This is a genomic window from Methylobacterium sp. CM6246 (assembly GCF_054818005.1).
The window spans coordinates 4,000,348-4,025,038 of the sequence record NZ_JBTXKY010000001.1 but is presented as its reverse complement, the minus strand read 5'-3'; the positions used below and the strand labels follow the sequence as shown (position 1 = coordinate 4,025,038).

The 24,691-nt window shown below is 56.8% G+C and carries 16 protein-coding genes and 9 pseudogenes; 9 read left to right on the top strand and 16 right to left on the bottom strand.

The genetic code is table 11. From position 1 onward, the window contains the following. Positions 1–36: 36 nt before the first annotated feature. From ACYQPG_RS19615 to ACYQPG_RS19605, 3 genes and pseudogenes are all read right to left on the bottom strand, one after another. A pseudogene (locus ACYQPG_RS19615) lies at positions 37–642 on the bottom strand (integrase core domain-containing protein); the annotation flags it as partial. Between the two features lie 346 nt (positions 643–988). Continuing rightward, positions 989–2,143, bottom strand: coding sequence for a hypothetical protein (locus tag ACYQPG_RS19610; protein ID WP_461231528.1), 1,155 nt, complete (start codon positions 2,141–2,143; stop codon positions 989–991). 395 nt (positions 2,144–2,538) lie between these two features. After that, positions 2,539–3,429: pseudogene (locus ACYQPG_RS19605) on the bottom strand (IS3 family transposase); the annotation flags it as partial. 92 nt (positions 3,430–3,521) lie between these two features. Between ACYQPG_RS19605 and ACYQPG_RS19600 the strand changes: the two are divergent. After that, entirely contained in the window at positions 3,522–4,541 is a 1,020-nt protein-coding gene (locus ACYQPG_RS19600; RefSeq protein ID WP_461232482.1) for an IS110 family RNA-guided transposase, read from the top strand. A 272-nt stretch (positions 4,542–4,813) separates the two neighbouring features. On the opposite strand, the pseudogene ACYQPG_RS19595 reads toward ACYQPG_RS19600, so the two are convergent. After that, positions 4,814–5,104 (bottom strand): annotated as a pseudogene (locus ACYQPG_RS19595) (transposase); the annotation flags it as partial. Between the two features lie 63 nt (positions 5,105–5,167). Between ACYQPG_RS19595 and ACYQPG_RS19590 the strand changes: the two are divergent. Next, a pseudogene (locus ACYQPG_RS19590) lies at positions 5,168–5,632 on the top strand (IS66 family transposase); the annotation flags it as partial. A 31-nt stretch (positions 5,633–5,663) separates the two neighbouring features. On the opposite strand, the pseudogene ACYQPG_RS19585 reads toward ACYQPG_RS19590, so the two are convergent. The 5 genes and pseudogenes from ACYQPG_RS19585 to ACYQPG_RS19565 all read right to left on the bottom strand — a co-directional run. After that, positions 5,664–5,785 (bottom strand): annotated as a pseudogene (locus ACYQPG_RS19585) (IS630 family transposase); the annotation flags it as partial. A gap of 229 nt (positions 5,786–6,014) precedes the next feature. Further along, positions 6,015–6,692: a hypothetical protein gene (locus ACYQPG_RS19580; RefSeq protein WP_461231527.1), complete on the bottom strand. Its 678-nt coding sequence runs from the start codon at positions 6,690–6,692 to the stop codon at positions 6,015–6,017. Between the two features lie 196 nt (positions 6,693–6,888). Beyond that, positions 6,889–9,456, bottom strand: coding sequence for a glycosyltransferase family protein (locus tag ACYQPG_RS19575; RefSeq protein WP_461231526.1), 2,568 nt, complete (start codon positions 9,454–9,456; stop codon positions 6,889–6,891). A 24-nt stretch (positions 9,457–9,480) separates the two neighbouring features. Further along, positions 9,481–10,401 carry a hypothetical protein gene (locus tag ACYQPG_RS19570; RefSeq protein WP_461231525.1) on the bottom strand — a complete coding sequence of 307 codons (921 nt, stop codon included), beginning with the start codon at positions 10,399–10,401 and terminating at the stop codon, positions 9,481–9,483. Positions 10,402–10,647: 246 nt separating this feature from the next. Further along, a complete protein-coding gene (locus tag ACYQPG_RS19565; RefSeq protein ID WP_461231524.1) occupies positions 10,648–11,484 on the bottom strand; it encodes a methyltransferase domain-containing protein in 837 nt (278 codons plus the stop codon). A gap of 494 nt (positions 11,485–11,978) precedes the next feature. On the opposite strand from ACYQPG_RS19565, the pseudogene ACYQPG_RS19560 reads away from it, so the two are divergent. Continuing rightward, positions 11,979–13,115, top strand: a pseudogene (locus ACYQPG_RS19560) (IS30 family transposase); the annotation flags it as partial. A 3-nt stretch (positions 13,116–13,118) separates the two neighbouring features. On the opposite strand, the pseudogene ACYQPG_RS19555 reads toward ACYQPG_RS19560, so the two are convergent. The 3 genes and pseudogenes from ACYQPG_RS19555 to ACYQPG_RS19545 form a co-directional block, all read right to left on the bottom strand. Continuing rightward, positions 13,119–13,589, bottom strand: a pseudogene (locus ACYQPG_RS19555) (transposase); the annotation flags it as partial. A 265-nt stretch (positions 13,590–13,854) separates the two neighbouring features. Further along, positions 13,855–14,892, bottom strand: coding sequence for an IS110 family RNA-guided transposase (locus ACYQPG_RS19550; RefSeq protein ID WP_461231523.1), 1,038 nt, complete (start codon positions 14,890–14,892; stop codon positions 13,855–13,857). Beyond that, the gene (locus ACYQPG_RS19545; protein ID WP_461231522.1) at positions 14,855–15,730 is read right to left on the bottom strand and encodes an IS256 family transposase; all 876 of its coding nucleotides are present in this window, start codon (positions 15,728–15,730) and stop codon (positions 14,855–14,857) included. Before ACYQPG_RS19545 ends, ACYQPG_RS19550 begins: the two co-directional genes overlap by 38 nt. Before the next feature lie 107 nt (positions 15,731–15,837). Between ACYQPG_RS19545 and ACYQPG_RS19540 the strand changes: the two are divergent. Continuing rightward, positions 15,838–16,146: pseudogene (locus tag ACYQPG_RS19540) on the top strand (transposase); the annotation flags it as partial. 114 nt (positions 16,147–16,260) lie between these two features. Continuing rightward, the gene (cysC, locus tag ACYQPG_RS19535) at positions 16,261–16,941 is read left to right on the top strand and encodes an adenylyl-sulfate kinase (protein WP_461231521.1); all 681 of its coding nucleotides are present in this window, start codon (positions 16,261–16,263) and stop codon (positions 16,939–16,941) included. A 469-nt stretch (positions 16,942–17,410) separates the two neighbouring features. On the opposite strand, the gene ACYQPG_RS19530 is transcribed toward cysC, so the two are convergent. The 4 genes and pseudogenes from ACYQPG_RS19530 to ACYQPG_RS19515 form a co-directional block, all read right to left on the bottom strand. Further along, the gene (locus ACYQPG_RS19530; RefSeq protein ID WP_461231520.1) at positions 17,411–18,463 is read right to left on the bottom strand and encodes an IS481 family transposase; all 1,053 of its coding nucleotides are present in this window, start codon (positions 18,461–18,463) and stop codon (positions 17,411–17,413) included. A 373-nt stretch (positions 18,464–18,836) separates the two neighbouring features. After that, complete coding sequence (locus tag ACYQPG_RS19525) at positions 18,837–19,688, bottom strand: hypothetical protein (protein ID WP_461231519.1); 852 nt, start codon at positions 19,686–19,688, stop codon at positions 18,837–18,839. Between the two features lie 491 nt (positions 19,689–20,179). After that, positions 20,180–20,786, bottom strand: a pseudogene (locus ACYQPG_RS19520) (IS3 family transposase); the annotation flags it as partial. A gap of 110 nt (positions 20,787–20,896) precedes the next feature. Beyond that, entirely contained in the window at positions 20,897–21,130 is a 234-nt protein-coding gene (locus ACYQPG_RS19515; RefSeq protein ID WP_461231518.1) for a helix-turn-helix domain-containing protein, read from the bottom strand. Between the two features lie 95 nt (positions 21,131–21,225). Here ACYQPG_RS19515 and ACYQPG_RS19510 point away from each other — a divergent pair, with 95 nt between their 5' ends. From ACYQPG_RS19510 to ACYQPG_RS19495, 4 genes are all read left to right on the top strand, one after another. Next, on the top strand, positions 21,226–21,522 hold the full coding sequence (locus ACYQPG_RS19510; protein ID WP_461231517.1) for a hypothetical protein: 297 nt from the start codon (positions 21,226–21,228) through the stop codon (positions 21,520–21,522). 13 nt (positions 21,523–21,535) lie between these two features. Then, entirely contained in the window at positions 21,536–21,760 is a 225-nt protein-coding gene (locus ACYQPG_RS19505; protein WP_461231516.1) for a hypothetical protein, read from the top strand. Positions 21,761–22,206: 446 nt separating this feature from the next. After that, positions 22,207–23,409 (top strand): HNH endonuclease signature motif containing protein, encoded by a 1,203-nt coding sequence (locus ACYQPG_RS19500; protein ID WP_461231515.1) that lies wholly within the window; start codon positions 22,207–22,209, stop codon positions 23,407–23,409. 603 nt (positions 23,410–24,012) lie between these two features. Continuing rightward, positions 24,013–24,483, top strand: coding sequence for a DUF4214 domain-containing protein (locus tag ACYQPG_RS19495; RefSeq protein ID WP_461231514.1), 471 nt, complete (start codon positions 24,013–24,015; stop codon positions 24,481–24,483). Positions 24,484–24,691: the final 208 nt, after the last annotated feature.

Sequence of the window (24,691 nt, the reverse complement as noted above, 5' to 3'; positions counted from 1 at the left end):
CCGTGATTCGGCGTCACGGAGAGAATCACGGCCGATTCAGGCAAAGCAAACCGCACCGACGATGTGGGTAATTGGAAGCTTCACCGTAGGCGTACGCTTTTTCGTCCAGGTCTGGCAGATAGGTTCGTAGGGGGTGAGGCGTCGCAGGGTCTTCAGCCGGCGACCGTAGTTGTAGGCCTCCACGAACAGTTGCGGGTGGCGGCGCAGCCCGTCGTTGTCGGTGTAATGGTAGCGCTTGACCGTAGCGTCCTTGATAGTGCGGTTCATTCGCTCGACCTGGCCGTTCGTCCACGGGCAGCGTGGTTTGGTCAGGCGATGCTCGATATTAGTCTGCTCGCAGGCCCATTCGAACGAGTGCCAGCGGTAGATGCGCGGCTCGTCGCGCTCTGCCCAATAGGCAGCTGCCTTGGCCTCGGCTTCCTCGTTCACCGGATGGTTGTCGGCGAACTGGATGCCATTATCCGTCAGCACCGTGTGGATCGTGTACGGCACGGCGGCGACCAGATCATTTAGAAAGGCTGCCGCGATCCGTTGTATCGCTTTCTCGTGCAATTGAACAAAGGCAAACTTGCTCGTGCGGTCGATGGCCACGAACAGGTGCAGCTTGCCCTATTCGGTGCTGACCTGTGCGATGTCGATGTGGAGTAATTACCTAGGCCTGTGACGACTGGGATCAGGCACCGACGGTCTTGAGGATGGTGCTGAAGGGGCTGCGGCCTGCGAGGCGAGCGGTATCGACGACGGTGCGGATGGCGGCCTCGCCCTCGGCGTCCCACATGGTTTACATGACCCTAGCGACGCGCGGCCTTATCGTACCGTGCACAAATTATTCCCTATATCCATGGTGGAACCAACTCGTGCAGCAAGGACGCAGCTACCCACCCTCAACGACATCGCTGAAGCATAGCATCTCGCGCATGCGCAGAGTAAATCATCCCACCGCTCGTCGGATGAGAAAACCACTCAGCCGGGCTCATAAATGTATGTTTCAACGCTGCACCCACGCATTGCCGTTGCAGTAGACGAGCACTTGGTTGCTGCCCCCTCCTTTGTTAATGGCTTGGCCGAATGCAACAGTCAACGCATCTACAACAGTTACGTAAGTGTACTGGTTAGCAGAAACGCAAGGCGGAAGGTGGTCATAGTTGAAAACCCCCAACTTTGTTAAGCCGGTCGCAGAGAGTGTAGTAAAAGTGCCGCCGCCGCTATCGGAGATCTGTGCTACGTCGGATCCACCGATAGAGAGTCGGAGACTTGTATCGCTATGATAGAGGCAGACGTCAACGCCTTTGAAACAGACCCGCTGCCCATCTCCGGCTGCGAAAGCAACAGTTGCTGAGCTGTTGGCTGTAAAGATTGCTGAGAGCGAGTAGGTGCCACCGAGATTGAGGGCGGTCGGCGTAATTGCGTTGTCTGAGATCGACGCACTGCCATGTTCACCACCGATCGAATAACTAACCGCTGATGATGTGTCATCCCGAATCGTATGGTCTTTTACAGTCTTGCGGCCGTAGAACCAAATTCCTTCATGGACCATATAAGAACTTGAACCGACGTCATTTATAAATATTCCAGAAGTGCTTGGAAAAGCAGAAATACCGCCTAGCGTTAGGAAGTTCGCGAATGGGCTGCCAATTACCGGCGTATAATCTAAATTGTTAGTGTTCACATTAATTTCGACGCCTAATACTTGTTGGCGATCAACGTTTTTTTGAGCAGTAATAACAGAATTAAATCCGTAACCATTCCCTGAGCCAGGTTGCATTACCATTTCGGTCGCGAGTGGAATTTTGAATGCGCTGAGTGGGCCTGTGCCGGTTGAGGCTCCCTTACTCGAAGTCATACGAAAAATTGCTCCTGCCTCCTGGGTGGAATTGGAACTGGCATTAAGGTCTAATACCTCTGTAGCAAGCGGCGTTGCTCCAGCCCACTTGATGGACCGGGGCGCAGATACGGTTAATGACGCTGTAGCAAGCCGCGACTTGATCGTACCTACCTCCCAAAGACGAAGTGTTGGGCCTCCAGGAAGGACCAATTCGTTTGCGCCCTCAATCCGGTCAGATCCCAATACCTGATCAGCTTGGGCACATAGGATCACTAAAGAAAGCATCGCAGCACCGATAAGAGGATCGTTCATACCCATCGATCTTTCTCCTTACTTCAACTTCTACAATTGAATGGGCGAATGGCCAGATAGTTAATCGCATTAGAAAACCTTTAACACTCATAATTTTACCAACGCGTGTCATCGCTACCAGATTAAGATATGCAGCGATGCAGGGCAGGCATTTGAAAATCGCAGCAGTCTGCTCATAGCAAGTTGCGATAGTGCGATATTTCTCGAGCCCGGCCCATAGGCGCTCAATTATGATACCGTTGTTGTAAATATCCTATCAGTTAGGGGACGGGTTAAGGCCACGAGGTGGCGCTTGTGGAAATCGGCGATGGTTCGGAAGTCTGGCCGGTTTAGGCCGGTCACCGCCATAACGTCGACCCGCTCCTCGCAGGTGATTCTCCCCCGACTTCACGGACAGGGGTTTAGCTCGCGTTCCGTTCGGCCTGCTTGGGGGTGATGTAGCCCAGTGCCGAGTGGATGCGATGCCGATTGTAGTAGCCCTCGATGGAGGCGAACAAGTCGCGTCGAGCCTCGTCCCGGGTCGCCCATCGTCGTTGGTGGACGAGCTCGACCTTGAGGGTATGGAAGAAGCTTTCCACGGGAGTGTTGTCGTAACAGCAGCCCGTCCGGCTCATGGAGGGCGTCGCCTTCATGCCGATGAGCTGCTTTCGATAGGCCTCGGCGGCGTATTGGCTGCCGCGATCCGAGTGGCAGATGAGGCCAGCCCGCGGTCGTTGCCGTTGGGTGGCCATCATCAGGGCCGCCGACGTCAATTCGGTCCGCATGTGCTCGCGCATGGACCAGCCGACGATCTTGCGAGTGGCGAGATCGAGGACGGCGGCCAGGTAGAGCCAGCCCTCTCCGGTGGGCAGATAGGTGATATCTGCCAGCCAAACCGTGTTGGGCAACGCCGCCGAGAACTGTTGCTTCACGAGGGTGGGTGCGATCGGCAGATCGTGGCGGCTGTCGGTCGTGCAGGGCCGGAATCGACGTCCTGCCAGTGCCCGGATGCCATGACGGCGCATCAGACGCTCCACCCGCCCGCGACTGGCCGTTCGGCCCTCTGCGCGCAGGGCAGCATGGATCCGAGGCGAGCCGTAGCGCCTGTGATGCCCGGTGTGGATACGCCGGACGTCGTCGAGGAGTTGATGGTTGGACGTCGCCTGGGCGCTCTCGGAGCGTGATCGCCAATCGTAGTAGCCGCTGGGGGAGACTTCGAGCAGGCGGCACATGAGACGCACCGGCCAGGTGTTCGCATGCTGCTCGATGAAGGCGAACGTCACTTGGGCATCTCCGCGAAGATGCCGATCGCTTATGGGATGGCCCGCCCCTCACCGAACCGTTGGTGGCATGCTGCTGCCTTGGAGAAATGGAGGGATCGGGAATGGCAAAGAGTTCGGTCGCCGTGCTGGGTATCGATCTCGGCAAAAACAGCTGTAGCCTGGTTGGCTTCGACCCAGCCGGTACGGTGGTTCTGCGTCGTCGCGCACGGCGTGAGACGATCGTCGGCCTCACGGCCAAGCTGTCCGCTTGTGTCGTCGCGATGGAGGCCTGCTGTGGCGCCCATCACCTCGGGCGGCTGCTGGCCGCGCAGGGACATACCATCCGACTGATGTCGCCCGAGTATGTCCGCCCCTACGTCAAGGCGCAGAAGAACGACGACCGCGATGCCGAAGCGATCGCCGAGGCCGCCACACGTCCGACGATGCGCTTCGTGCCCCTCAAGGCGCAGGAGCAACTCGACATGCAGAGCCTGCACCGGGTCCGGTCTCGGCTGGTCGGCATGCGCACCATGCTCATGAACCAGCTCCGCGCGATCCTGCTGGAGCGCGGTCTCGTTTTCCCGCAAGGCCGCCGCAAGTTCGAGACGGCGGTCGGCATTCTCGTGACGGATCCCCAGGCGCAGATTGGCGCGCGTATCCAAGCTCTCGTCGCCGAGATCCGTGAGGAGTGGGCGAGCCTCGACGGCCGTATCGAAGCGCTCGACCGAGAGTTCGCGGCGCATGCCCGCGCCGACGAGGCGGCACATCGCCTGGTGTCGATCCCGGGCGTCGGGCCGATGACGGCCACGGCCTTGCGCGCGGCCATCGACGACGGAAGCGCCTTCGCGTCCGCGCGCGACCTGCCGGCTTGGCTTGGCCTCGTGCCCCGACAGCATACGACCGGTGGCAAGCCGAAGCTGCTCGGCATCAGCAAGAGGGGCAACGCCTATCTGCGTGGGCTCTTCATCCATGGGGCGCGCGCAGCGCTAGCCTCGCTGTCCAAGGTCGAGGATGCGACCGGCCGATGGCTGCGCGGTCTGCTGGCGCGGGCGCACTACAACGTCGTGGTCGTCGCGCTCGCCGCCAAGCTCGCGCGGATCGCCTGGGCGACGCTGCGCAAAGGAGTGAGCTTCGAGCGGCGGCCGGAGCCGGCCCTCGCATAGGGCATCAAAAGAGGTTGACCTGAGGCGGAGCACGATCGCTCGGCGCAGGTCCACGAGGTCTGCGGGAGGACAGTGAAGATGGCCTGACGGTCGAGCGGCGTTCCGGAAGCCTGGCAAAAAAAGCGGCCCCCGAGGCCGAATTGCTTATGAGGCCCGGGACGTGCGGCTCTCCATCTTGGCGGCGGCCACCATGCCGACATGCCGGATACGTTTGTGCAGACCGGTCACAGGCACCTTCATCGACGACCTTGCAGACGGGGCGGGCCATACGTTTTTAGGACGTCGCGCTCCATGCGCGTCCGGTCGAGTTCACGCCGCAGACGGGCGATCTTGGCCGCTTGGTCGGAGGGGGAAGCCACCGGGCTCGCGGATGCGGCTCCCGGTGAACCTGCTGCCCGCGGCAGTGGGGAGCCACCCATCAGCCCCGTGCGCCACTGCCTCAGCATGGAGGGTAGGATCCCGAGTTCGGCCGCGATCTGCATCTGTGGCCGGCCGCTGCTTTCCAGCAGGGCCACCGCATCGCGTTTGAACTCGGGTGTGAACTCGCGTCTCGTCTTCGCCATCAAACACCTTCCCCGCCCGCAAGGAGCGTATCAGAGGTGTCCGTGCAACCAGGGGAGGATCACTGCCTTGCCCATCTCGCCCGCGACGTCGCCTACGTCGCCGAGACCAGCGATGATCCCGTACCCTGGCGTTTGCAGCTCTGGCTGGCCTCCGTGTTCGCCCTGGCCGGGCACGTCACCGATCTGGCCGCCTCGACGCGAGCCGCCAAACGCCGAAGCCTGGATCGCCAACTCGGCGTCATCCTGGCCACGCCAAGCCGCTGTGATCTGACCCGCGACCTTCAGGCCAAGATCGGCCGGGCTCGCCATCAGCTCCTGGTGTTCCTCGCCCAGCCCGGCGCGGTCGAGCCGACCAACAACGGTTCAGAGAGGCTGCTGCGTCCGTTCGTGGTCCAGCGGAAGGTCACCAACGGCTACCGCGCGATGTGGGCCGCCGAGGGCGAAGCCGCCATCCGCACCGTCGTCGATACCGCCCGCCTCGCAGGGCGCAGCCCGTTCAGCACCATCCTCACGACCGTCGGCGCCTGAACCATGCTTTCACGAGGGTGGGTAATTACGTGCCGGTACTCGTAGTGCCAAATTCGGCAAACGCCAACAAAAATCGCGCGCATTGGGCAGTGTTTGACCGACGTTGCGGCGGCGCACAAGCCCTGCCCGTCGCGCGCGCTCGTCGCTGGTCAGATCTAATTCGCCCCGCTTTAAAACCGTCGGCTACCCAAACAGCCTTCGCTCGAAAGCCGGGCATATGTTTCTCGCGACACAAAACATGAGAAGTTATCTAACTCAGACAACTATTAACTGGCCTACCTACCTAACAGTCCCTCAATCCTCCTGAAAGCCGTCGAAAGATGATCGGCCATTATTCGATTATTGATGAGGCGCGGAATAATGCCGTTTATAAGGCAATCCTTTAAACTGCACGGTCATTTGCGCGATATTCTGACTCTCGCGACGTACCGATGTAACGCAAATAGAGCTGAAGATCGACCTTATTGGAAGATTCAATCAAGTCTATCAATTCGTCGTCTAGATGGGGAAGTTTATAATTATTAACATTTTTCCTCCCAAGCTCGATATTACCGGGCGGCAGATTATAGAACCTTGCAAATGATCGGCCAATCTTTCGGTTAAGCTTCGGATCCTCCAGCGCGCCTACAAAAGAAAAATACTTATCAATATTTTTCAAAGCGGTCTCGAGAAGCTCCGAATCAGTTCGCTTGGAAGGTCCGAAGCCGGAGATCATGCGAGCAGCAAGGTTATTATACTGAAAATCCCCGCTGCGCACAATTGCTTTAAAATGATCGAGGGCGGATGTCGGAATTTCAATTCCGCCATTTGCGCCACGATGCTGGAAGCAATATTGAGAGATAACTCGACTAACAGGATCTCGAAAAACCGTCATATAGTTCGCAGGACGGTCAAGCAATTTATGGACCCCAAAGAAAAAATGGCCATAGATTAGTTTGATCTGCCTGCGCTCCTTATCGCTCATCCAAAGGAGATCCTCAATTGTTTTTCCCGGCACCGCCCAATAACAATCAAAAATCTCGGACGGTTTGACCATATAAGATGCCGCTAAATCCCGCATGGTCGTTCCGCCACACTTTGGGATATGAAGATAACACATAAGCTTTCTGGACATCTCAACTCTTGCTCAGTAGTGGCCGGCTAGAAGGGATCGAAGAACACGAATGGAACGGGATAATTATTAACGCTGTCAATGTGCGAGAAGTGCCCACATGGACTTTAAATGCATCGATCAAGGACCTCCTGCTTGGAGGAAATCAGTTATCTAGAATGCCTCTGGCTCGTAATTCAAAGGCCGTCATAAGATCTAGATCAGACAGGAGTTGATTGCGAATATCGGACGCAGAGACGCGTTCAGTTTTCGACGTTGCCGGAAACCAAAGTCTACCCTCCTTGGCGCCATAAAGAGTATAATGCTGATAAGCCGTTATACCACGATCGACCAGAATCGCCGGAACATCAGGGTTCAAAGTTTGATAATCAGACGCATTGAAGTCAGATTCAGGTACGACTGAATAACCCCCTTGAACAGTTGTTCGAGAAATCGCAAATTTCTCCATCAAAGCTTCGAAGGGAATTCCGACCGCGAATCTGACCTTATCTATTGCACACGCCCAGGACTGACCAACAACATCATCCGCAAACCGATGCTCCATGATGCTTTCATAGGCACAGCGTAGCCCAAGATCTGGATCGTAATATATTTCGTCAAGACAATCTATAATAGCTTTAGCGTCACTGCAGTCTACCAACGGGCCAGCATTTAGTGGGGAATCCGAATAGGGTGCAGCCTCAGAGTAAAGAGCCGGAACGCCAAAAGACGCAAACTCTACCATTTTAATGTCGGATTTGCAATTGATAAACTCTTGAGTCAGCGCGTCGGCATGGGTATCGAGCGGCGCCACCGCTAATACATTCTCATTATGCAAAAACCGACGATAGTCCGAATAACTTAGAAACCCAGTTTCATAAATATCACAGTCCAATTCAGGAAAGTTGTTTGCCCCTGTTCCAATATAGAAAACAGGCAGTCCCCTCGATTTCGCAAAGGAATTAATCGCAGTGAAGAATGGCGCGCGCGAAGTGGTAAGCGGTAGCTTATCGCTAGATGCCAAAAGCAAAGCTTCCGGTTTGGTTTTAAACCGACGTCTAAATAATTGATCAGTGAGATTCGGTGCAAGCACGATCTTATGCTCTATCTGGAAACCTAAGGTTCTTTTTAATGACTCGACCAACCTCGATGTGGTGGTCGAAATCGTTCCAGCGCTTTTTACCAAAGAAGAAAGGCCTGCTATCCACGGTTGGCCGTATGGAGTACGGTAACTCGGCGTGATAAACAAGTTATCGTCCAAGTCAAGATTGTACTGTTCTGGGAAGAACTCGGTCAGAAACGAAACATATGATAGAGCACCTCGCTGAACCCAGATGGCATCGATTGTCGCCAATCGGTCACGATCTCCAGTCAGAGAATGGATCTTACCATTTGCAAGAACTATATAGCCGCCAATATGGCCTGCGCGATACATAGCATCGAAGGGTATCTTGATTCTTAGTGAAATAAAATTTTCATGGTCGTCAGTAAGAACGAGTACAACTGGCGACGATCTTTTCCTTGAATTGAAATAAGATTTTTCGCGGGCGGTCCGTGTCGTAGTTAAGCTTTTCGTATGCAGGATTTCGACCTTCTTAATCAAACGCTCGAACCCTGCCGTCGAGTCAAAACAGTTCTTAAGGAGCTTGGGCCCATTCATCGATTTCTGGCTTAGACCCGAGCCAAGAGGGTTATCCAAAATTCTGGCCACAAAATCTTGTATTGCAGCCACGTCAGACGGATCGAATCGCCATCCAGCGTCGTGTTTTTCAATCAGCGATGAAATATTGGAGTAGTTATCGCTTACTACCGGCACTCCGTTTGCAAGATAAACCAATGTGCGTATGGGTAGGGCCAGCTGCCGCTCCAAGGTCTTTTCATGCAAATCGATAGCAACTCCGTTCCCTCGAATCATAGTTGTAAAGTCATCCAAGTGCATGGAGTCTTTCACTTCTACAAAATTGCTCTCGGCGAACTTACGAAGCTCGGCATTTAGTATTTCACCGTGGGGAAGCAGCGCGTTTGCTTTTCCAACAACAACTAACTTTCCCTTCTTTTTGTTTTCTAGCACTTCTGCGATGTTGGCAATCCATCGGCCCGGCGAATTCCATGGCAGAAAGGATCCGCTTATATAGAAAGTTGGGCTTCCGGCGTCGTAGGTGAATTCTGCACTTCTGATTGGAGGAACAAAGGGTATCTCTATCGCATCCAGACCCTGCGAGGAATTTTCGTTAAATGCAAAGAGCCCGGACCAAAACGCAGCTTGCTGCGAAGATCCCGTCAGAACTATATCGGCGCACTTTAAAGTGTTTAGATACTCGACAGTTGCGTTTTTAATGTTAGGGACTGATTTGTTTAGTGCGGCCTCGAATAAAGCTCCTTCGATATTTTGCAGTCCATTTATATCATATATATTTATAACGTTTCTCTTCTGTGCCCTCGGAAACGTGAAGAGCTTGGGCCATAGGAAAACGGCAGCGTCGGGCGCGAGTCTGTTTACTATATCCAGTGGCGATCTGCCGGCTTCAGAAAAATCAAACGCCAGCTCCCGTTCCGATGAATCTAGCACGCTCCAAAATCTTTTAACCGAATCCGAGGCCTTTGGCATAGAGTAAGTAACGTCAGCTCCAGCCTTCCGTAGTCCTTCTATAATTTGCTTGCTCCGCAAGCCGCCCCCGGTTGAGACAGTCTTGTTCCCTGGAAGCAAATCTATTGTAAAAACATGGAAATGCATTTTGTTCTCCATCCGTCTAACGTTTTATGCCTTAGATAGGCGAGATAACAGAGCTTCAATCAAAAACTGCTGCCGACGCGTTATGTCTTTATATACGTTAATCGAACCAATTATTACATCCGGTGACATTCTTTCAATATCCCGAATCCCCCTGTTTTTAGAGAGGAGTTTTGAAACTTGGAGCAACAGATTTATTGGAATTGAATCAACCTTCCCGGATTCAGCCGCCGCTTTTGCAAATCGGACAATAAGATTAACATCTGTGGACCCGATGGCAAGTGAAAGAGCTTCTACGATTTCAGGTTCTTCTAACTCGCCGTGCTCAAAATACCGTTCTATACCTGATAAGTAATGATACTCGTTAGTCTGACCAATCCGCTGTAATAGATGTGTTATTTCTTCGGATGTATATCCCAAAGCGTCCGATTTCGCACTTGGTCTCTGCATGAAACCGCCGCGCTTTGGAAGGGAAGGAGTCTCGATCAATCTGTTCGAGCTGGATGATTTTAGAACACTCAATAAATTAATGTTACTGAAAGTAGAGCCAGCATTGTTCCAGCGCGGAAGCTCGTAGTCAGTGTCCTTTACAAGGACCCTTATATCGGCGGTTTCGCCAGGTCTTTCGCTTAGCGCAATTTCGAATTTCTCTAGCGCTGAACTTGCGCGTTCCGTATCCAGCTGGAGGAAACTAAAACAGAACCCACAAAATGCAGTGCTGTCAAAATGGCGAGCTATATCGGCTCTCTCTACTTCTGTGATTATTTCAGCTATGCAAAAATCTGCGATATTTACATTCAAAGACACAGGCCGTTCGGCGGCAGCCGGGTCCACACACCATCCTTTTATTTCATTTCCATCGATCGAATCTATGCTTCCTCCAGGCTTAAAGTCTGAATGATGCACCGCGTCGTTAGAAATAAGTATATAATCCGATCGATCAGTCATTCGTTATCTGCCAGGCCTTGCATACGATTGGCAATTTGATTTATTTTTTGACGCTAACAACGAGGATATCAAGTCCGCTGTGCCGTCATCTACGGTTCCGCACCAGCCAGACTAGCTCGCCCAGCGGCATTCCATGGTAGGTACCACCCTGAGCAACCAGCCGTCGTGAATTGCACGCGCGTGTGTCATGAAGTCAGTCTCATGTTGTTAGACCTGTCATGGTCTTGGTGTCCGCGGCAACCCGTGTCAAAACGTTTCGTTGCCCATCCAATGCTGTGCCAAGTCATGAGCTTTAGCCCAGCTTTTTGCATTTTCTTCCCGGCTGTCGCCGATAGCAAGGCTGACATAAAATTCGATACTATCCCTCCTTGTAGGGATATAATTTTGGCATTTGAGCCAAATCGCTCCAATCCCTGAAATTTGTCGCATTAGGTCCGCGAACGACTTCGGAGTAAATACCCAACAGTGCGCGTCAAGGTAAGCTGATTCCACAAAAGCTTTGTTTGCTGTTTCGAATGCAACTTGCAATAAAGTCGAATCGACGACAGGCTCACTGGGTGCAATACCATTCCATATATTATTGGCATCGGCGTTGATCGCGTTAATCATGTAATCTATTATGGAGTTCGGTCCTGGAGTCTTATCTTTCCGGATCCAGGCGCCAAGAACTTCTGCTACCTGTGTAACTTGCCTATAATAGTCGAAGATGAATCTTTTATCCGGAATCGCGAGTCGAATCTCGCCTCCGTCCGCTAGAACCGATGACAACTCCCTCAGCCAATCAATTAGATTTGGAACATGTTCTATTACGTGGGAAGCTACGATATAGTCGATTTTTATATCACTTCCAATAGCTTCTTGCAGTGAACCACCATTCCAGACGATGTCAACATTCACGAAATCATTTAGGTCGTAATATTGGTTGACGCCGTACTTAGTCTTTAATTCATTTAGAGGCGCATGATCTACATAATAAATAAGGCCATCACTGCGCCTTACTAGTGGCTTAGACAGCGGGCCCAGTTCTAGGCCGCGAAGGTTCTTTATGTCGAGACCCTGCAATATTAAGTCGCGCCGATTCATATTTTATCCTTTGCCGCCCGATGGGAGCGATCGCATTGAGTTTCTCTACCACTTCTAGGTTTTAAGTTACAAGGAGCTGGGCTGGTAGGTAATTTATACAACATGGGCTTTCCGAGCAAGCGCCGATCATATGGGCTATTTGTTGAGTAAAATGGTAGCACAACTTTGCCGCGACCCCTTATTTTTATTCATTGTGGTAGTTATTTTGGGCGAATCAATTTACGTTCTAGCGTTTGCCTGCGAGGAATGCTTTTCTATGTTCAATCAGATAGTCAATTTCTTTTTTTGCCGGCTTAATCTTTTTCATTCGAAGTCAAAAATTGTCTTGAGCCGCTGGGTGATTGGCCTAGTGACATTGCGATAGCGAGGCTTCGAGGTCTTGACGTATATTTAATTTATTCTTAAGTCAGAAATTTGTGTTCGCTCACCTCGTAGACGAAAATTTAGACAATGATTTGTGCGTAAGAGACTGCAGATGTCGTTCGCGGGGGGGGGAAATCGCGATACTCCACGCGCAAGGTCACGGGGTCCGAGAAGTCGCTCGACGTCTGGGACGTGCGGCGTCGACCATCTCGCGAGAGTTGCGGCGCCATGCGGCGACCCGCAGTGGCGGCCTGGATTATCGCGCCACGACCGCGCAGTGGCGCGCTGAACGCGCGGCACGCCGGCCAAAGCCAGCAAAGCTGGCGGGGAACGTGGTGCTGCGGACGTACGTGCCGGACCGGCTCGCCGGTGCTGTCGCAACACCGGGCGGGAGCGCCTTGCCTGGACCGAGCGTTGCCTGGAAGGGACGGCGACACGGGCGACGCCAGAGCCGGCGATGGGGTCGATCCTGGAGCCCGCAACAGATCGCCGAGCGCCTGAGGCTCGACTTTCCGGGCGACACGACGATGCGCATCAGTCACGAGGCGATCAATCAGGCCCTCTACGTCCAGGGCCGGGGCGCGCTGAAGCGTGCGTTGATAGCGTGCCTTCGCACAGGACGGGTGTTGCGGGTGCCGCGGGCCCGCAGCCTGGGCCGAGGCAAGTCGTTGGTCACCCCCGACGTGCTCATCAGCGAGGGTCCGCCCGAGGTCGAGGACCGCGCGGTGCCGGGCCACTGGGAAGGAGATCTGATCCTGGGACTGAAGAGTTCGGCGATCGGGACCCTGGTCGAGCGCACGACACGCTTCACGCTGCTGTTGCATCTTCCGCCGATGGACGGCCATGGGGTGACACCGCGTGCCAAGAACGGCCCGGCGCTGGCGGGGCACGGGGCCGAGGCGGTCCGCGAGGCGATCACCGGCACGATCGCGGGCTTGCCAGAGCAACTGCGGCGCTCGTTGACCTGGGACCAGGGAGCGGAGATGGCCGAGCATGTGCGCTTACGGATTGACGCGGGTCTGCAGGTCTACTTCTGCGATCCGCGCTCACCCTGGCAGCGGGGGACGAACGAGAACACGAACGGATTACTGCGGCAGTACTTCCCGAAAGGAACGGATCTGAGCGCCCACAGCGCGAACGATCTTGCTGCTGTGGCCGCGGCCCTCAACAGCCGACCGCGCAAGACGCTGAACTGGAAGACGCAGGCAGAGGCGCTCGACGCTGTGCTGGGGGACTATCGGAAATTCCGTGTGTGGGCGGCGGGTTGAACATCAGGCCGCCATGGCCCGGGTGAAGCGCTCGCCGAAGATGACGGCGAACTGCGCCTTGGCCATGACCCACTCACGTGGGCCCATCTTTCACGCCTTCTCGGAGCGGTTCAAGACCAGGTAGAGCAGCTTCAGCGCGGCCTCGTCGGTCGGGAAGTGGCCGCGGGCGCGCACAGCCCGGCGCAGCGTGGCGTTCAAGGCCTCGATGGCGTTCGTGGTGTACAGGATCCGCCGGACCTCGCCCGGGAACGCTGAGAGAGGGATGACTTCGCCCCAGGCCCGTCGCCAACTCTGAGCGATGGCCGGGTACTTCCGGCCCCACTCGCTCGCCTCGAAGGCAGCCAAGGCCGTCTCGCCGGCGGCGGCATCGAGCGCACGGTAGATCTCCTTCAGCGCCGCCGCCACGAGCTTGCGGTCCTTGTAGGAGACGAAGTCGAGGCTGTGGCGCAGGAGGTGGACGATGCATATGTGGACGGTCTCCCGCTTACAAGACATTCAGGCAGATTGGGGCTGATCGCTTGCCTTCATATGTCCGGCCTTTGAGGTGCGATCGCGATTGATCGCTGGCCAAGATGGTTTCCGCTACTCAGGGTCCAAACAAATCTGCGGCATTTAAGTGCCATTGCATCGTATGGTTTGCCGTGAGCCCGGATCGATCAAATCCATCTACCGTGGTCTTGCAAGTTCGCTTCCAGCCCAGCAGCACCTGTCCTATGAGCTTTGGGCGGATTTCATTACATTATGCCGTCACGGGTTGATTGGTGCTGCGCGAGTGGTACCGCTCTCCCGAGACCATCAATTTCCACGCGATGCGGGCAATTTTGTTGGCGACGGCCACGGCAACCAGTTTGGGCGGCTTCCGCTTCAGCATATCCAGGAGCCAGGGGCTCGCATGCTTGCTACGTCCGGCGCGAACATGCCGTAACAGCGCCGTAGCGCCTGCGACGAGCACGCTTCTTAAGGCCTCGTCGCCGGCTCGCGTGATCTTCCCGGTTCGCGTTTTGCCGCCTGTCGAGTGATCTTTTGGTGTGAGCCCTATCCAGGCTGCGAACTGCCGCGCTGATGCGAACAGCTCGGGAGCGGGCGACTTCATGGTGAGAAGCGAAGCGCCGATCGGGCCGACACCTGGTATTCCAGCTAAACGGCGCGCGCGTTCGTCCGCGCGGTGCCACTGGGCGAGTTGCGCTTCGGTCTCGGCGATCTCTTCTTCCAATTGCTGATAGATTTTTCCCTGCGTTGCGAACAGCGTCCGGGCAAGCGCAGGGACGGAGCGATCCAGAGCGATCCGGTCGAGAAGTTGTTCGGCCCTGCAGATGCCCTTCGCGGCTATGAGCCCGAACTCGGCTGCGTAGCCGCGGATGGAATTTGCCACCTGCGTTCGCATTTGGATCAGACGTTCGCGTACACCGATCAGCATCAACGCTGCCTGCTGTTGTGGCGTCTTTATCGGTACGAACCTCATCGTTGGCCGGCTCATCGCCTCACAAATGGCCTCCGCATCCGCAGCATCGTTCTTTCCGCGCTTCACATAAGGTTTGACCAATTGCGGCGCGATCAGTTTGACCTCATGGCCATAAGAGGTCAGCAGCCGTGCCAAGTTGTGGGACGCCCCACAGGCCTCGAGCGCGACGCTGGTCGGCGGCAGCCTCTCGAAGAACATCAGCATGTCCGCTCGCCGCAACTGCCTGCGAAGCACCGGCTTCTCGGCGGCGTCTACCCCGTGAAGCTGGAAGACGTGCTTAGACGTGTCGATCCCAATCCGGATAGGCTTTTCCACGGACGGTCTCCTTTATCTGGTTCTCAACAACCTCATCGTGGCACATCCTGATGCCGTTGAGAGACCGTCCACACCAACAGGTCTGGACCAGCGCCTCGGGGAACACCGCCCGGATCGCGTCGGGGAAGCCCTTGAGGCCATCGACCACGGCCAGGAGCACGTCCTCGACGCCGCGGTTCCTGAGCTCGTTCATGACCCGCAACCAGAACTTGGCGCCTTCGTTCTGCTCCAGCCACAGGCCGAGGATCTCCTTGGATCCGTCGGCGCGCACGCCGAGCGCGATATGGACCGCCTTGTTCCGGACCACACCCTCATCGCGCACCTTGATCCGCAGGGCGTCGAAGAACACGATCGGATAGACCGGCTCCAGCGGCCGGGCCTGCCAGGCGGCGACCTCCTCCAGCACCGCGTCGGTCACCGCGCTGATCAGGTCGGGCGAGACCTCGATCCCGTAGAGCTCGCGCAGGTGCCCGACGATCTCCCGGGTGCTCATGCCGCGGGCGTACATCGACACGATTTTGTCGTCGAAGCCGGGAAAGCGGCGCTGATAGCGAGCGATCAGCTGCGGATCGAATGTCGCCTGTCGGTCACGCGGGATCGCAAGCTCGATCCGGCCGGTCTCGGTCGTGACCGTCTTGCGACCATAGCCGTTGCGCGTGTTGCCGGCCTCCTCGCCCGCCAGATGGTGGTCCATCTCGGCGTTGAGCGCACGCTCGGCCAGGGCCTTCTTCAGCGCGTCCAGTAAGCCGTCGGACTCGAACGCCGTCTTCGGATCGGCCCCGGCCAGGAGCTGATCCAGGATCGCGTCAGGGATGTGGGGTGCTTTGCGTCGTGCCATCGGGAACCTCCTTCGGATCCACTATGGCCGCCTCCACACGAAATTCCTGACAGTCCCTGTGCTGGCCGCCGAGCAAGATGGTGTTGCGACGACCGCTTGAACCCAAGCAATACACGTCGCTGGCCTTCGGCAATCGATGCCGGGAGGCTGGCGTACGCCCCTCGATGGGCTCGGGCGGCGATGCCTACGACAACGCCATGGCCGAAAGCTTCTTCTCGACCCTCGAATGTGAGCCGCTCGCCCGCCGCCGCTTCCGCTCGCAGGCCGAGGCTCGGATGGCTTGCTTCAGCTATATCGAGGGCTTCTACAATCCGCTGCGCCGGCACTCGGCGCTCGGCTACCGCTCGCCCGTTGTCTACGAGAATGAAACCCGCTCGGACCCGTTGCCCGAGACCCTGCTTAGCCAAGCCCCCTGAACCGTCCACAGAAACGGGGCAATCCCAATCCCACAACCTGCGATGTAGTATTTTTGACACGCTTACGATCACAGATGCGTGTACACTCGCAATCCGTGGGCAATTGGAAGTCGCATGACCCGGCCGTTCGCAGACGCAGCTGATCGCAACCTGACTTGGCAGACCATGCTGCCTCATGAAGAACGCTGGCATGCTCTCGGTCAACGTCCAGCGATTGCCTGGCTCACTGGGTTCTCTGGATCAGGCAAGTCGAGCATCGCCAACTCAGTCGATCGCGCCCTGATACAGAATGGCCGCCACACAATGGTAATAGATGGCGATAATCTTCGCCATGGGCTCAACCGAGATCTTGGCTTCAGTGCAGCTGATCGAGGCGAAAATGTCCGACGTGCTGCTGAGACCGCTCGCCTTATGGCTGAGGCCGGCCTTATAGTAATCGTTTCACTCATATCGCCTTTTCGTGAAGAACGAGCGGCCGCCCGGGCTATTGCAGGCGATATTACTTTTTTAGAGATCTTTATCGATACCCCGTTATCACTTTGCGAAGCGCGCGACCCAAAAGGTCTGTACAGCAGAGCGCGTGCTGGAATGATTACAGATTTTACGGGGGTATCTGCCCCGTACGAGGCCCCGATCATGCCGGACCTCGCAGTCACCACTCAAAACTGTACAGTTGCGCAGTCCGCAGCCCTGATAGTCTCGTCGTTAATGCAAGTGTCCGCTTCCGCCGCCTCCGGAGCTTCGGCAGAGATCACACAAAATTGGGATGAAAGCTCTACGTCTAAAGTAGCATGATCCCGAACCATCTGAGCAAGTGGTAGACGCCGTGGATATGTATATAGACTCTAACTTATTTTAGATTCACTAGGGCAGCTTGCGACAATGAAAGCATACAGACAACGTCTGATTGTAGGCCAGCAGCTGAGCTTAGAATCCTTGGGCATTGAAGGTACAATTGTAGCGCTCTGGCCTATGACCGATGGCACAGAGGCTTTGATCCGAATGTCCCACCTTGATGACAGCGGCCTTCAGACGATCCGTGTATTTTTACCCGCCGGAGATGGAAAACAAACCAATTTTCTATAAGCGCCCTACGATAGCATTCTAGGTAAAATTATGCCCAAGCTGCCGATTGATAGTCATGGGCAACATCACACTTTAAATCAGTGCCGCAAGGTATTCGCCTATTTTTTAAAATCCAACCAGTGCATAAACTTAATCGAGATGATCAGCAGATTGAATTGGCGTTGGCGCCGGGGCCTGACTATTGCATAAGCGCAATTTCAGGATGCACCAAATTGAGCGATTGACTACGGCGTTGTCGAGCACGAGGTGTGTCTGGATGCGAGACCTCCTTGGCATCTGCAACGACGCAGAGGGCGCGTTTGATGATAGTAGAACTGGGCGGTCTGTAGGTTGGGTTGGCCAATGCGGGATCGGCTTCGACACGCTGGCGCAGCACCATCTCGGGCGAGAGCCCCTTGAGCACGCGCTGCCGGCGGCCGTTGTAGGCCGCGTTGAAGCCGCGCAGCACGATCTCCAGGTCGGCGTGGCTGTAGAGCGTGATCCCCAGCACCTCGCGATGGACGCGCCCGTTGAAGCGCTCGACCATGCCGTTGGTTTTAGGCGTGTAGGGACGCGTCTTGCGATGCTGCACACCGTGCCGCTGGCAGGCGGCCTCAAACGCATCGGCCGTGAAGCATGAGCCGCGGTCGGTGAGCACGTGGGTGACTTTGAACGGAAAGGCCCCGAGCGCGTCCGTGAGGAAGGCCACCGCCGAGGCCGTGGTCTCGTCGTCCTTGACGGCGAGGTGCACGTAGCGGGAGGCGCGATCGATGGCGACGTACAGGTAGCGCTTGCGCGAGACGCGGTCGCGATCCTGCAGCTTGGGCAGGTGCTTCACATCGACATGGATGAAGCCGACCTCGTAGTCCTTGAAGGTGCCGTGTGGCTTGCGGGCCTGCTCGGCGGGCGGCAGCCGGTTAAGGCCCTGGGCCTTGAGGATGCGGTAGACCGCATCCCGGTTCAGGTGCGGCAGGAAGTGGCTGACGATGAAGGTCAGTGCATCCAGAGGAAAGCCGGTGGAGCGGCGGAGCGCGCACACGATGGCGCGCTCCTCATCGGTGGCTTTCCAGGGCAGCTTGTGGGGTCGAGCCGAGCGGTCCTGACACGCATCGGGACCGCGATTGCGCCATTTGCGGATGGTCTCGGTGGACACGCCGTAGCGCTTGGCCAGCACCCCGGAGCGCTCGTACGAGCGGGCGATCTCGGCACGGACAGCCGGGGTGGTGCGGGCTTGGGGATGGATGGCGAGCATCAGCGGGCCCTCCTAGAAGAACGGCGGCGCGCACCTGCAAACCGCCACGCATAGGCTTTGATCGCCCAACGCGCCGCATCCCAACGACGTTCCGCAACCAAACAGTTAGAGCAAGCCCCCAAACGGCGCGCCTCGGATCGAGGCACAACTTATTGTCCAACTTTTGGTCGAGGTAATAATCCGTTGACCCCAAAGCCAGTGTTCAGCAACCAAAAAAATTGCGTTGGTAGCTGAGGGCGTAAGTTGGACGCCGGCAGATTACTGTCATCAGCTGCCCGGTGCTTGTCGTTCGTTCACATCGACCCTCTAAAAAAGTTTGTCGAACAGCAGCAATTGGTGCAGAATTTTTAAAGAGCCAATCATAACGAAGAATTCATCTTGTAAATAACTCGAGCTCGGCACTCACATCCAAAACACCACTTCGTTCTGCGGCAAATATAATTGCAGGACGGCCAATTGCTAATGAAGCATCAAGCTGCAGATCCATTTCCAGGCTATCTGCAGTACTGTAATCAGCAATTATGCTACTTGCAGCTGCTATGTCGACTCCATCAAATATTTGCAATGCACCGGACAAAATTACAGTCGGCGTTGTGCGCATCTGCACCGGCAAAGGCATTCCACAGCGGCCTGCTACGCTCCCGCACACGACCCCGCGCAGGGGCGGATCAGTCAACCGAATGAAGTAGCGTTGACATCGGCGCAGCTCGTCGTCGCGGCGTTCGAACACAGAAGGCGTCGAACCCGGCTCGAGTTGGACAAACTGCAGGGAGACAGGCTCAGCCCCATGAGAAATGCCGAATTCAACGAGGGCATCCGATCCAGGCTTCAAACGAGGAACAACCACGGGGCCGGCTGTCAAGGTTGCGGTTTCACCTGGTACGACTAATCGTCCAATCGCCGTGCCCTTCCAGGATAAGCAAAAATTCCCCCCTTCCTGGAGATAGTGGCGGCCTTCGACTGATTGCAACACTGATCCCGCACCGATGTGAAGCGTAGGGTCGCCGTTCGGCGCAATCGCGCAGGCTGCAGTACATCCGCCAGAGCCAGCTCTCCAACGATCACGAATGAATGCGCCAGGTTCATACACTGTTGGGCTAACGGGTGCGGCACGCTGATTGATGGCGAGACTACCGTTGACAAGACGGTTTCGGAACGAAACAGCAGCGTCCCCATTGAGGCCCAAACTGAAAAGCAGGCGAGTAATTGTGTCGACGGTTTGCATCAGGCTAGTCTGGTTCGGCAACAGTCATAATTTCAAGGAGCACACGCGAATACCGGCATCTGACTTGCTTCATCATCGTCGTTTAGCATAAGCGAATCTTAAATCACTCTGACGACAAGCGCTCAATAGCAACCTACGCTAGAACAAACAACCTTGGCTATGGCATATTTGCCACAGCGAATAATGATCTGATTTAGAAGCTCGTCTGCAGAAGCTTGTGACGGTACCGAGAAAGACGTCGGCGGACTGGATTCAGTCGAAGGGCTTTGGGTTGACGTTGGTCTGATCGACATAGGCATGTACCGTAGCTCCACGGTCGACTGTTTGTTCCAAGAAACCTCGTTAGCGCACTGGCCTGGCGGCGATCGTCGCGGGTTCGGCGCTCTGCTCGGCTTCAATGTGGCTTATAACGGCCGCCGGCAGCGCGTGTTCAACGGGCTCTCGCCCGAGATGAGGCGGCCCCTGCACCTAACCTCGATCCCGCATCAGTCAACCCAACGTGCGTTCGAGCGTGGTGCCGTGAACTGGCGATTGACCCGGTCAAGCGGGCACAAAGCTGCCAGATCGGGGATTGTCATCCGGACCGTCTGCCCCGCACGAGGTCCTTCAGTCCCATCGGCCGCATCAGCGGAGCGACGGTGCACCGAGCTACCACGATCCCGTCTCGGCGGAGCTGCTGCCAGACCTTGCGCACGCCGTAGACGTAGAAGTTCGCCTCGAACACACGCTGGATCTCGACCCTCAGCGCCGCGTCGCCGTCGATGAAGGCGATCATGTTCGCGAACAGCGGTCGAGGTCCGCCATCGCAAAATACGCCGATGCCTTCCGAAGGATCTCGTTGGCCTGCCGGAGTTCGCGGTTCTCGCGCTCCAGCGCCTTGATCCGCTCGCGCTCGTCCGCGCTCGGGCCACCGCGCAGGCCATTATCCCTCTCGGACTGCCGGATCCAGTTCCGGAGCGTCTCGCCCGAGCAGCCGATCTTGGCCGCGATCGAGCTGATCGCCGCCCATCGCGAGGCATGCTCGCCTTGGTGGTCCAGCACCATCCGCACCGCGCGGGCACGGACCTCAGGGGAATACGGTGGGGTTCGCTGCGTCATCGCTCCATCCCCGCAAAAGTTGGGGCCGCCGGGAAACCCGGCGCGGTTCAACCCGCGCGGCATGGCTCGCGCCAATCGCTTCAGGGGTAGCTTGACACCGACAAAGTGCGTCACGGCGCCTTCCGCTCCCGAAACCGGATCCCGGCCCCGCCACCGTTTTCGGGGATGAACTCGATCCCCGCCGCCTCGAAGGCGGATCGCATGGCCTCGATAGTCGACTGCTTCGCGTCGGCGCCGTTCTCAATGCGCGTCACGGTGTTGGCAGTAATCCCTGCCTTCTCTGCCAGATCGCGCACGCCCCATCCCAAAGCAGCACGAGCCATCCGCATCTGAGCCGGGTTCATTGGTGTACTGTCCAAACGCGAGTTGACACTGTACCGGTTTGTTGATAGGTACATCGTACCAACGCACCACGACGTTGGCAACGCGGACCGGTACTATGTCCCTCCAGCGCCGTATCTCCTGGAACGCCGCCATCGGCTTTCGTGACGAACGCGCCAAGCTTCCGGCTGGCCTGCTCGTCGCCAAAGCCTCCATCAACCTGACCGTCCGCTACGACCGTCGCCCACTGGTCGTCGTGGGTGAGTTCGACCGGTCTGCCATTATGCGGACTGCAGCCACGGTCGCTCACCTCCATCAGGCGCGGTACTGTTGCTCCTGGGTCGACGCCATGTCGGTGGCGCTTAAGGCAGCCTGGGGCGCAGCGAAGTTCGCCCGTCACATGGCCGCACACTGAGGGGAGGGGGGCCATGAACCATGCACTCCCCCTCGTCCTACGCTCGCCAACCCAGCGTCTCGCACACGCTCGGGAGGATCACGCGACCTGCCTCGTCCTGGCCGCCGCGTACCGCATCCGCCTCATCCGCGCCGACGGCGATCCCGCAGACCTACGCCAGCGCCACACGTGGGCCATCGACCACACACGGACGCTGCGTACCCGCTTCCCCGGCGTCCTAAGCGCCTCGCAAGCCTAACCGGCCTCCGACCAAAGCACCTGCCACCTTCGACCTGCCACCACGAGCCCCATTCGGAGCGCGAACGATGACGTATGCGCGCATCCCCGATTTCAGCCAGTCCGGAGAGGGCTGTGGGACATGGCGGCCGGCTCGATCCGCGCAGCAGGCTGACACGACAACTCGACCTGGCAAGGCCAACGAACCCGCACCCAGCCTCTCGTCCCCGAATCCAGCAGCGAGGCAAACCATGGCTCAGAAGAGACCGCGCAGTCGCGCGGATGACCACACGCGCCCAACGGTGGCGTCATTATCCCTTCAAGTGAAGCTCGTCGCCCGTGAGGACGACGCAGAGTTGAGGGACCTGATCGAACGCTATGAGCAACTCCTGTGTGATTGGGAGGGGCTAACCCACCGGGCGCTCAAAGCGCTCGCAGTCCGACCGAACCCTCAAGGCGAGCGTCACGATGCCGTACGTCGCTCTTGAGGACGTCGGCACGACGAAGCGTCGATCGTTATCGGGGCGCCGCCGGCTCGAGGTTTGGGAGAAGACTGGCGGCACCTGCATCCTGTGTGATCGGCGGATCGACGGCGTGCGCGAGCGATGGATCGTCGAACACATCCGGGCCCTCGAGCTCGGGGGGATGGATGACATCGACAACATGGGCCCCGCGCATGAGGCTTGCGGTCGCGAGAAGACGCTTGATGATCACGCTCGGGCCGCCGAAGCGAAGCGGCAGAAGATCCGCCATCTTGGCGCCGTTGTCGTCACTCGGCCGCTACCTGGCTCGCGAACGAGCGCCCTCAAGCGGAAGGTCGACGGCACGGTGGTCCTTCGCGCGGATCCGCTGCGCGCTTCTGCCGATACCAGTTCAACGTTGGGGCAGGGAAGAGTCGTCAGGAGCAATCCGATGCCATTCCCGGTGGATGCAGCAATGAAACCGAAGGATCGGCTTTGTCTCTGCCCCACACCTTCCGATAAGGAGAGTGAGGCAGGAACGGTGAATCCGATGAAAATTCGACAGCGGCCCGCCCGACGTCAAACAACTGATAATACGGCTGGCGATGCAATCTACTCAGGCGAGATGGTGCCGGAAATTCCAGCCCATCTTGACTTTCTCTTTGCTGAACGTCCGCTTTTGCCCGGAGAGGACGCAGACCAGTACGACGCGCTCCTGCGCAGCATCGTCAAGCAGGTCAAACCCGTCGACGTGATAGAGGCGATCTGGGTCAAGGATGTTATCGACCTGATCTGGGAGGCCAAACGGCTCCGCCGCTGGCGCCGTCAAATTTTGGTGCAGGCTCGGCTGGAAGCCGCCGAAAATTTGATTCGACAGGCTCGCGATAATATAAGTCCTATACTTAGGAATAGTGCGACGGATCAAACACCCGGCTCACTTGCAGCGGGGTGGGCAACGAACAAACAGATTGAGAAAGCGGAGGTTGAAACAATGTTTTCGGCTCGCGGCATCACGTCCAATGACGTTGATGCACATGGTTTCTTGCTGAGCCTCCCCGCGATCGAGCGCATCGATCGTCTTGTGTCCATGGCCGACCACCGTCGAGACGCGCTCTTACGCGAGATCGAGCGGAAGCGGGCGAGCTTCGGCGAGCAGGTGCGCAGAGCCACAGCAAACACTATTGATGCCGACGGCGCGGATATCTCGTGAATCACCGTTCCAACGATTGTCGTTGCAATGACCTCTGAGCCCGCCAAGCTCGCAAATCGCCGAAACGCTCAAGCCAGCACCGGCCCACGCACACGGGCGGGTAAGGATCGCTCGAGACAAAATGCCCGCAAGCACGGCCTTACGGCGACAGACCCAAACCCTGGGACATCGGCGGAAATCGAGCGTCTCGCTGAGCTGATCGCGGGCCATCACCACTTCGTTGCAGGCGTTCTGGAGGCCGCACGCGGAGTTGCCGATGCGCAGTTTCAGCTCCAGCGTGTCCGGACATTCAAAACGACGCTGCAGCGGAACACCCCTCTCGCCCCAGGATGGAAAGGGGAATTGGAAGATGTTCCACCTGCAGAGTCCCTTCTGAACCTCCTCCGACAGCTTGAAAGTCTAGATCGCTACGAGCGTCGAGCGTTGTCACGTCGCAAGTTCGCGATTCGCCAGTTCAATGAACTGGTCAGTTGGAGCGCTTAAACGGAGTCCGAACCCCCACAGCATGATCGCCCTCCTCGCAAACGAAGCGGATTTACATTTTGTTAACTACAATCCCATTATCCGACTATGATAAAGGGGTGTCTGACTGAAGCCAGGGCGATGACCGGTACGTACGATAGAAGCCCCGAACTCGGCGACGTGCTCAATCTAGCGATTGCCCTGGCGGACCGCATCGCGGATGCACGGTGCCAGGGTCAAGCGGTAGCCGATGATCAAGCCATGGCTGTCGGAACCGTCGCCTCCCTCTTACGAGAACATCACATCGAGTTGCCTAACCAGATCAAGAAGGCGCTCTTCGACGTGATCGAGACCGCACCAAAGAGTCGCGGCAGATCCCTAGCGGTCATTGAGTATATTCAGTCAGGATTATTTGATTCAGAGCAGATCAGCAAACACAGCCAGCCATTTGTAAGCGACCTCTACCGGATTGTATTGGCTCGCGAAGCGGAGGATGACGCCGTCCGACATTGGGCCTACCAGTTGAATACAGGGGCTATAACTAAAAAGCAGTTACTTAGCACCGTCATTAGTTCTGAAGAATTCCGACAGGCATTTGCGCCAGCGCTCTGATCTAAAGGTCGAGACGATTATTATCAAAAACATATTCAACCAATATGTTTTATAGCGAATCAAGCATTCTGATCTTAGTAGTTTGAAATTCATAGCTGCAGACACGGGACGCATGGCGACCGCTCTCCTTCACAGATTCAAACCGAGCAGAATTTGCGCTGTGAGCCCTTCACCGCCAGTGGCTCAGCGATCGGCCGTCATTTCGGAA

Bases quoted from the DNA above. Each gene is read 5' to 3' on its own strand.
- ACYQPG_RS19610 (WP_461231528.1), bottom strand. From the start codon at position 2,143: ATGGGTATGAACGATCCTCTTATCGGTGCTGCGATGCTTTCTTTAGTG.
- ACYQPG_RS19580 (WP_461231527.1), bottom strand. From the start codon at position 6,692: ATGCGGGATTTAGCGGCATCTTATATGGTCAAACCGTCCGAGATTTTT.
- ACYQPG_RS19575 (WP_461231526.1), bottom strand. From the start codon at position 9,456: ATGCATTTCCATGTTTTTACAATAGATTTGCTTCCAGGGAACAAGACT.
- ACYQPG_RS19570 (WP_461231525.1), bottom strand. From the start codon at position 10,401: ATGACTGATCGATCGGATTATATACTTATTTCTAACGACGCGGTGCAT.
- ACYQPG_RS19565 (WP_461231524.1), bottom strand. From the start codon at position 11,484: ATGAATCGGCGCGACTTAATATTGCAGGGTCTCGACATAAAGAACCTT.
- ACYQPG_RS19545 (WP_461231522.1), bottom strand. From the start codon at position 15,730: ATGGCACGACGCAAAGCACCCCACATCCCTGACGCGATCCTGGATCAG.
- cysC (WP_461231521.1), top strand. From the start codon at position 16,261: ATGACCCGGCCGTTCGCAGACGCAGCTGATCGCAACCTGACTTGGCAG.
- ACYQPG_RS19530 (WP_461231520.1), bottom strand. From the start codon at position 18,463: ATGCTCGCCATCCATCCCCAAGCCCGCACCACCCCGGCTGTCCGTGCC.
- ACYQPG_RS19525 (WP_461231519.1), bottom strand. From the start codon at position 19,688: ATGCAAACCGTCGACACAATTACTCGCCTGCTTTTCAGTTTGGGCCTC.
- ACYQPG_RS19515 (WP_461231518.1), bottom strand. From the start codon at position 21,130: ATGAACCCGGCTCAGATGCGGATGGCTCGTGCTGCTTTGGGATGGGGC.
- ACYQPG_RS19510 (WP_461231517.1), top strand. From the start codon at position 21,226: ATGTCCCTCCAGCGCCGTATCTCCTGGAACGCCGCCATCGGCTTTCGT.
- ACYQPG_RS19505 (WP_461231516.1), top strand. From the start codon at position 21,536: ATGAACCATGCACTCCCCCTCGTCCTACGCTCGCCAACCCAGCGTCTC.
- ACYQPG_RS19500 (WP_461231515.1), top strand. From the start codon at position 22,207: ATGCCGTACGTCGCTCTTGAGGACGTCGGCACGACGAAGCGTCGATCG.
- ACYQPG_RS19495 (WP_461231514.1), top strand. From the start codon at position 24,013: ATGACCGGTACGTACGATAGAAGCCCCGAACTCGGCGACGTGCTCAAT.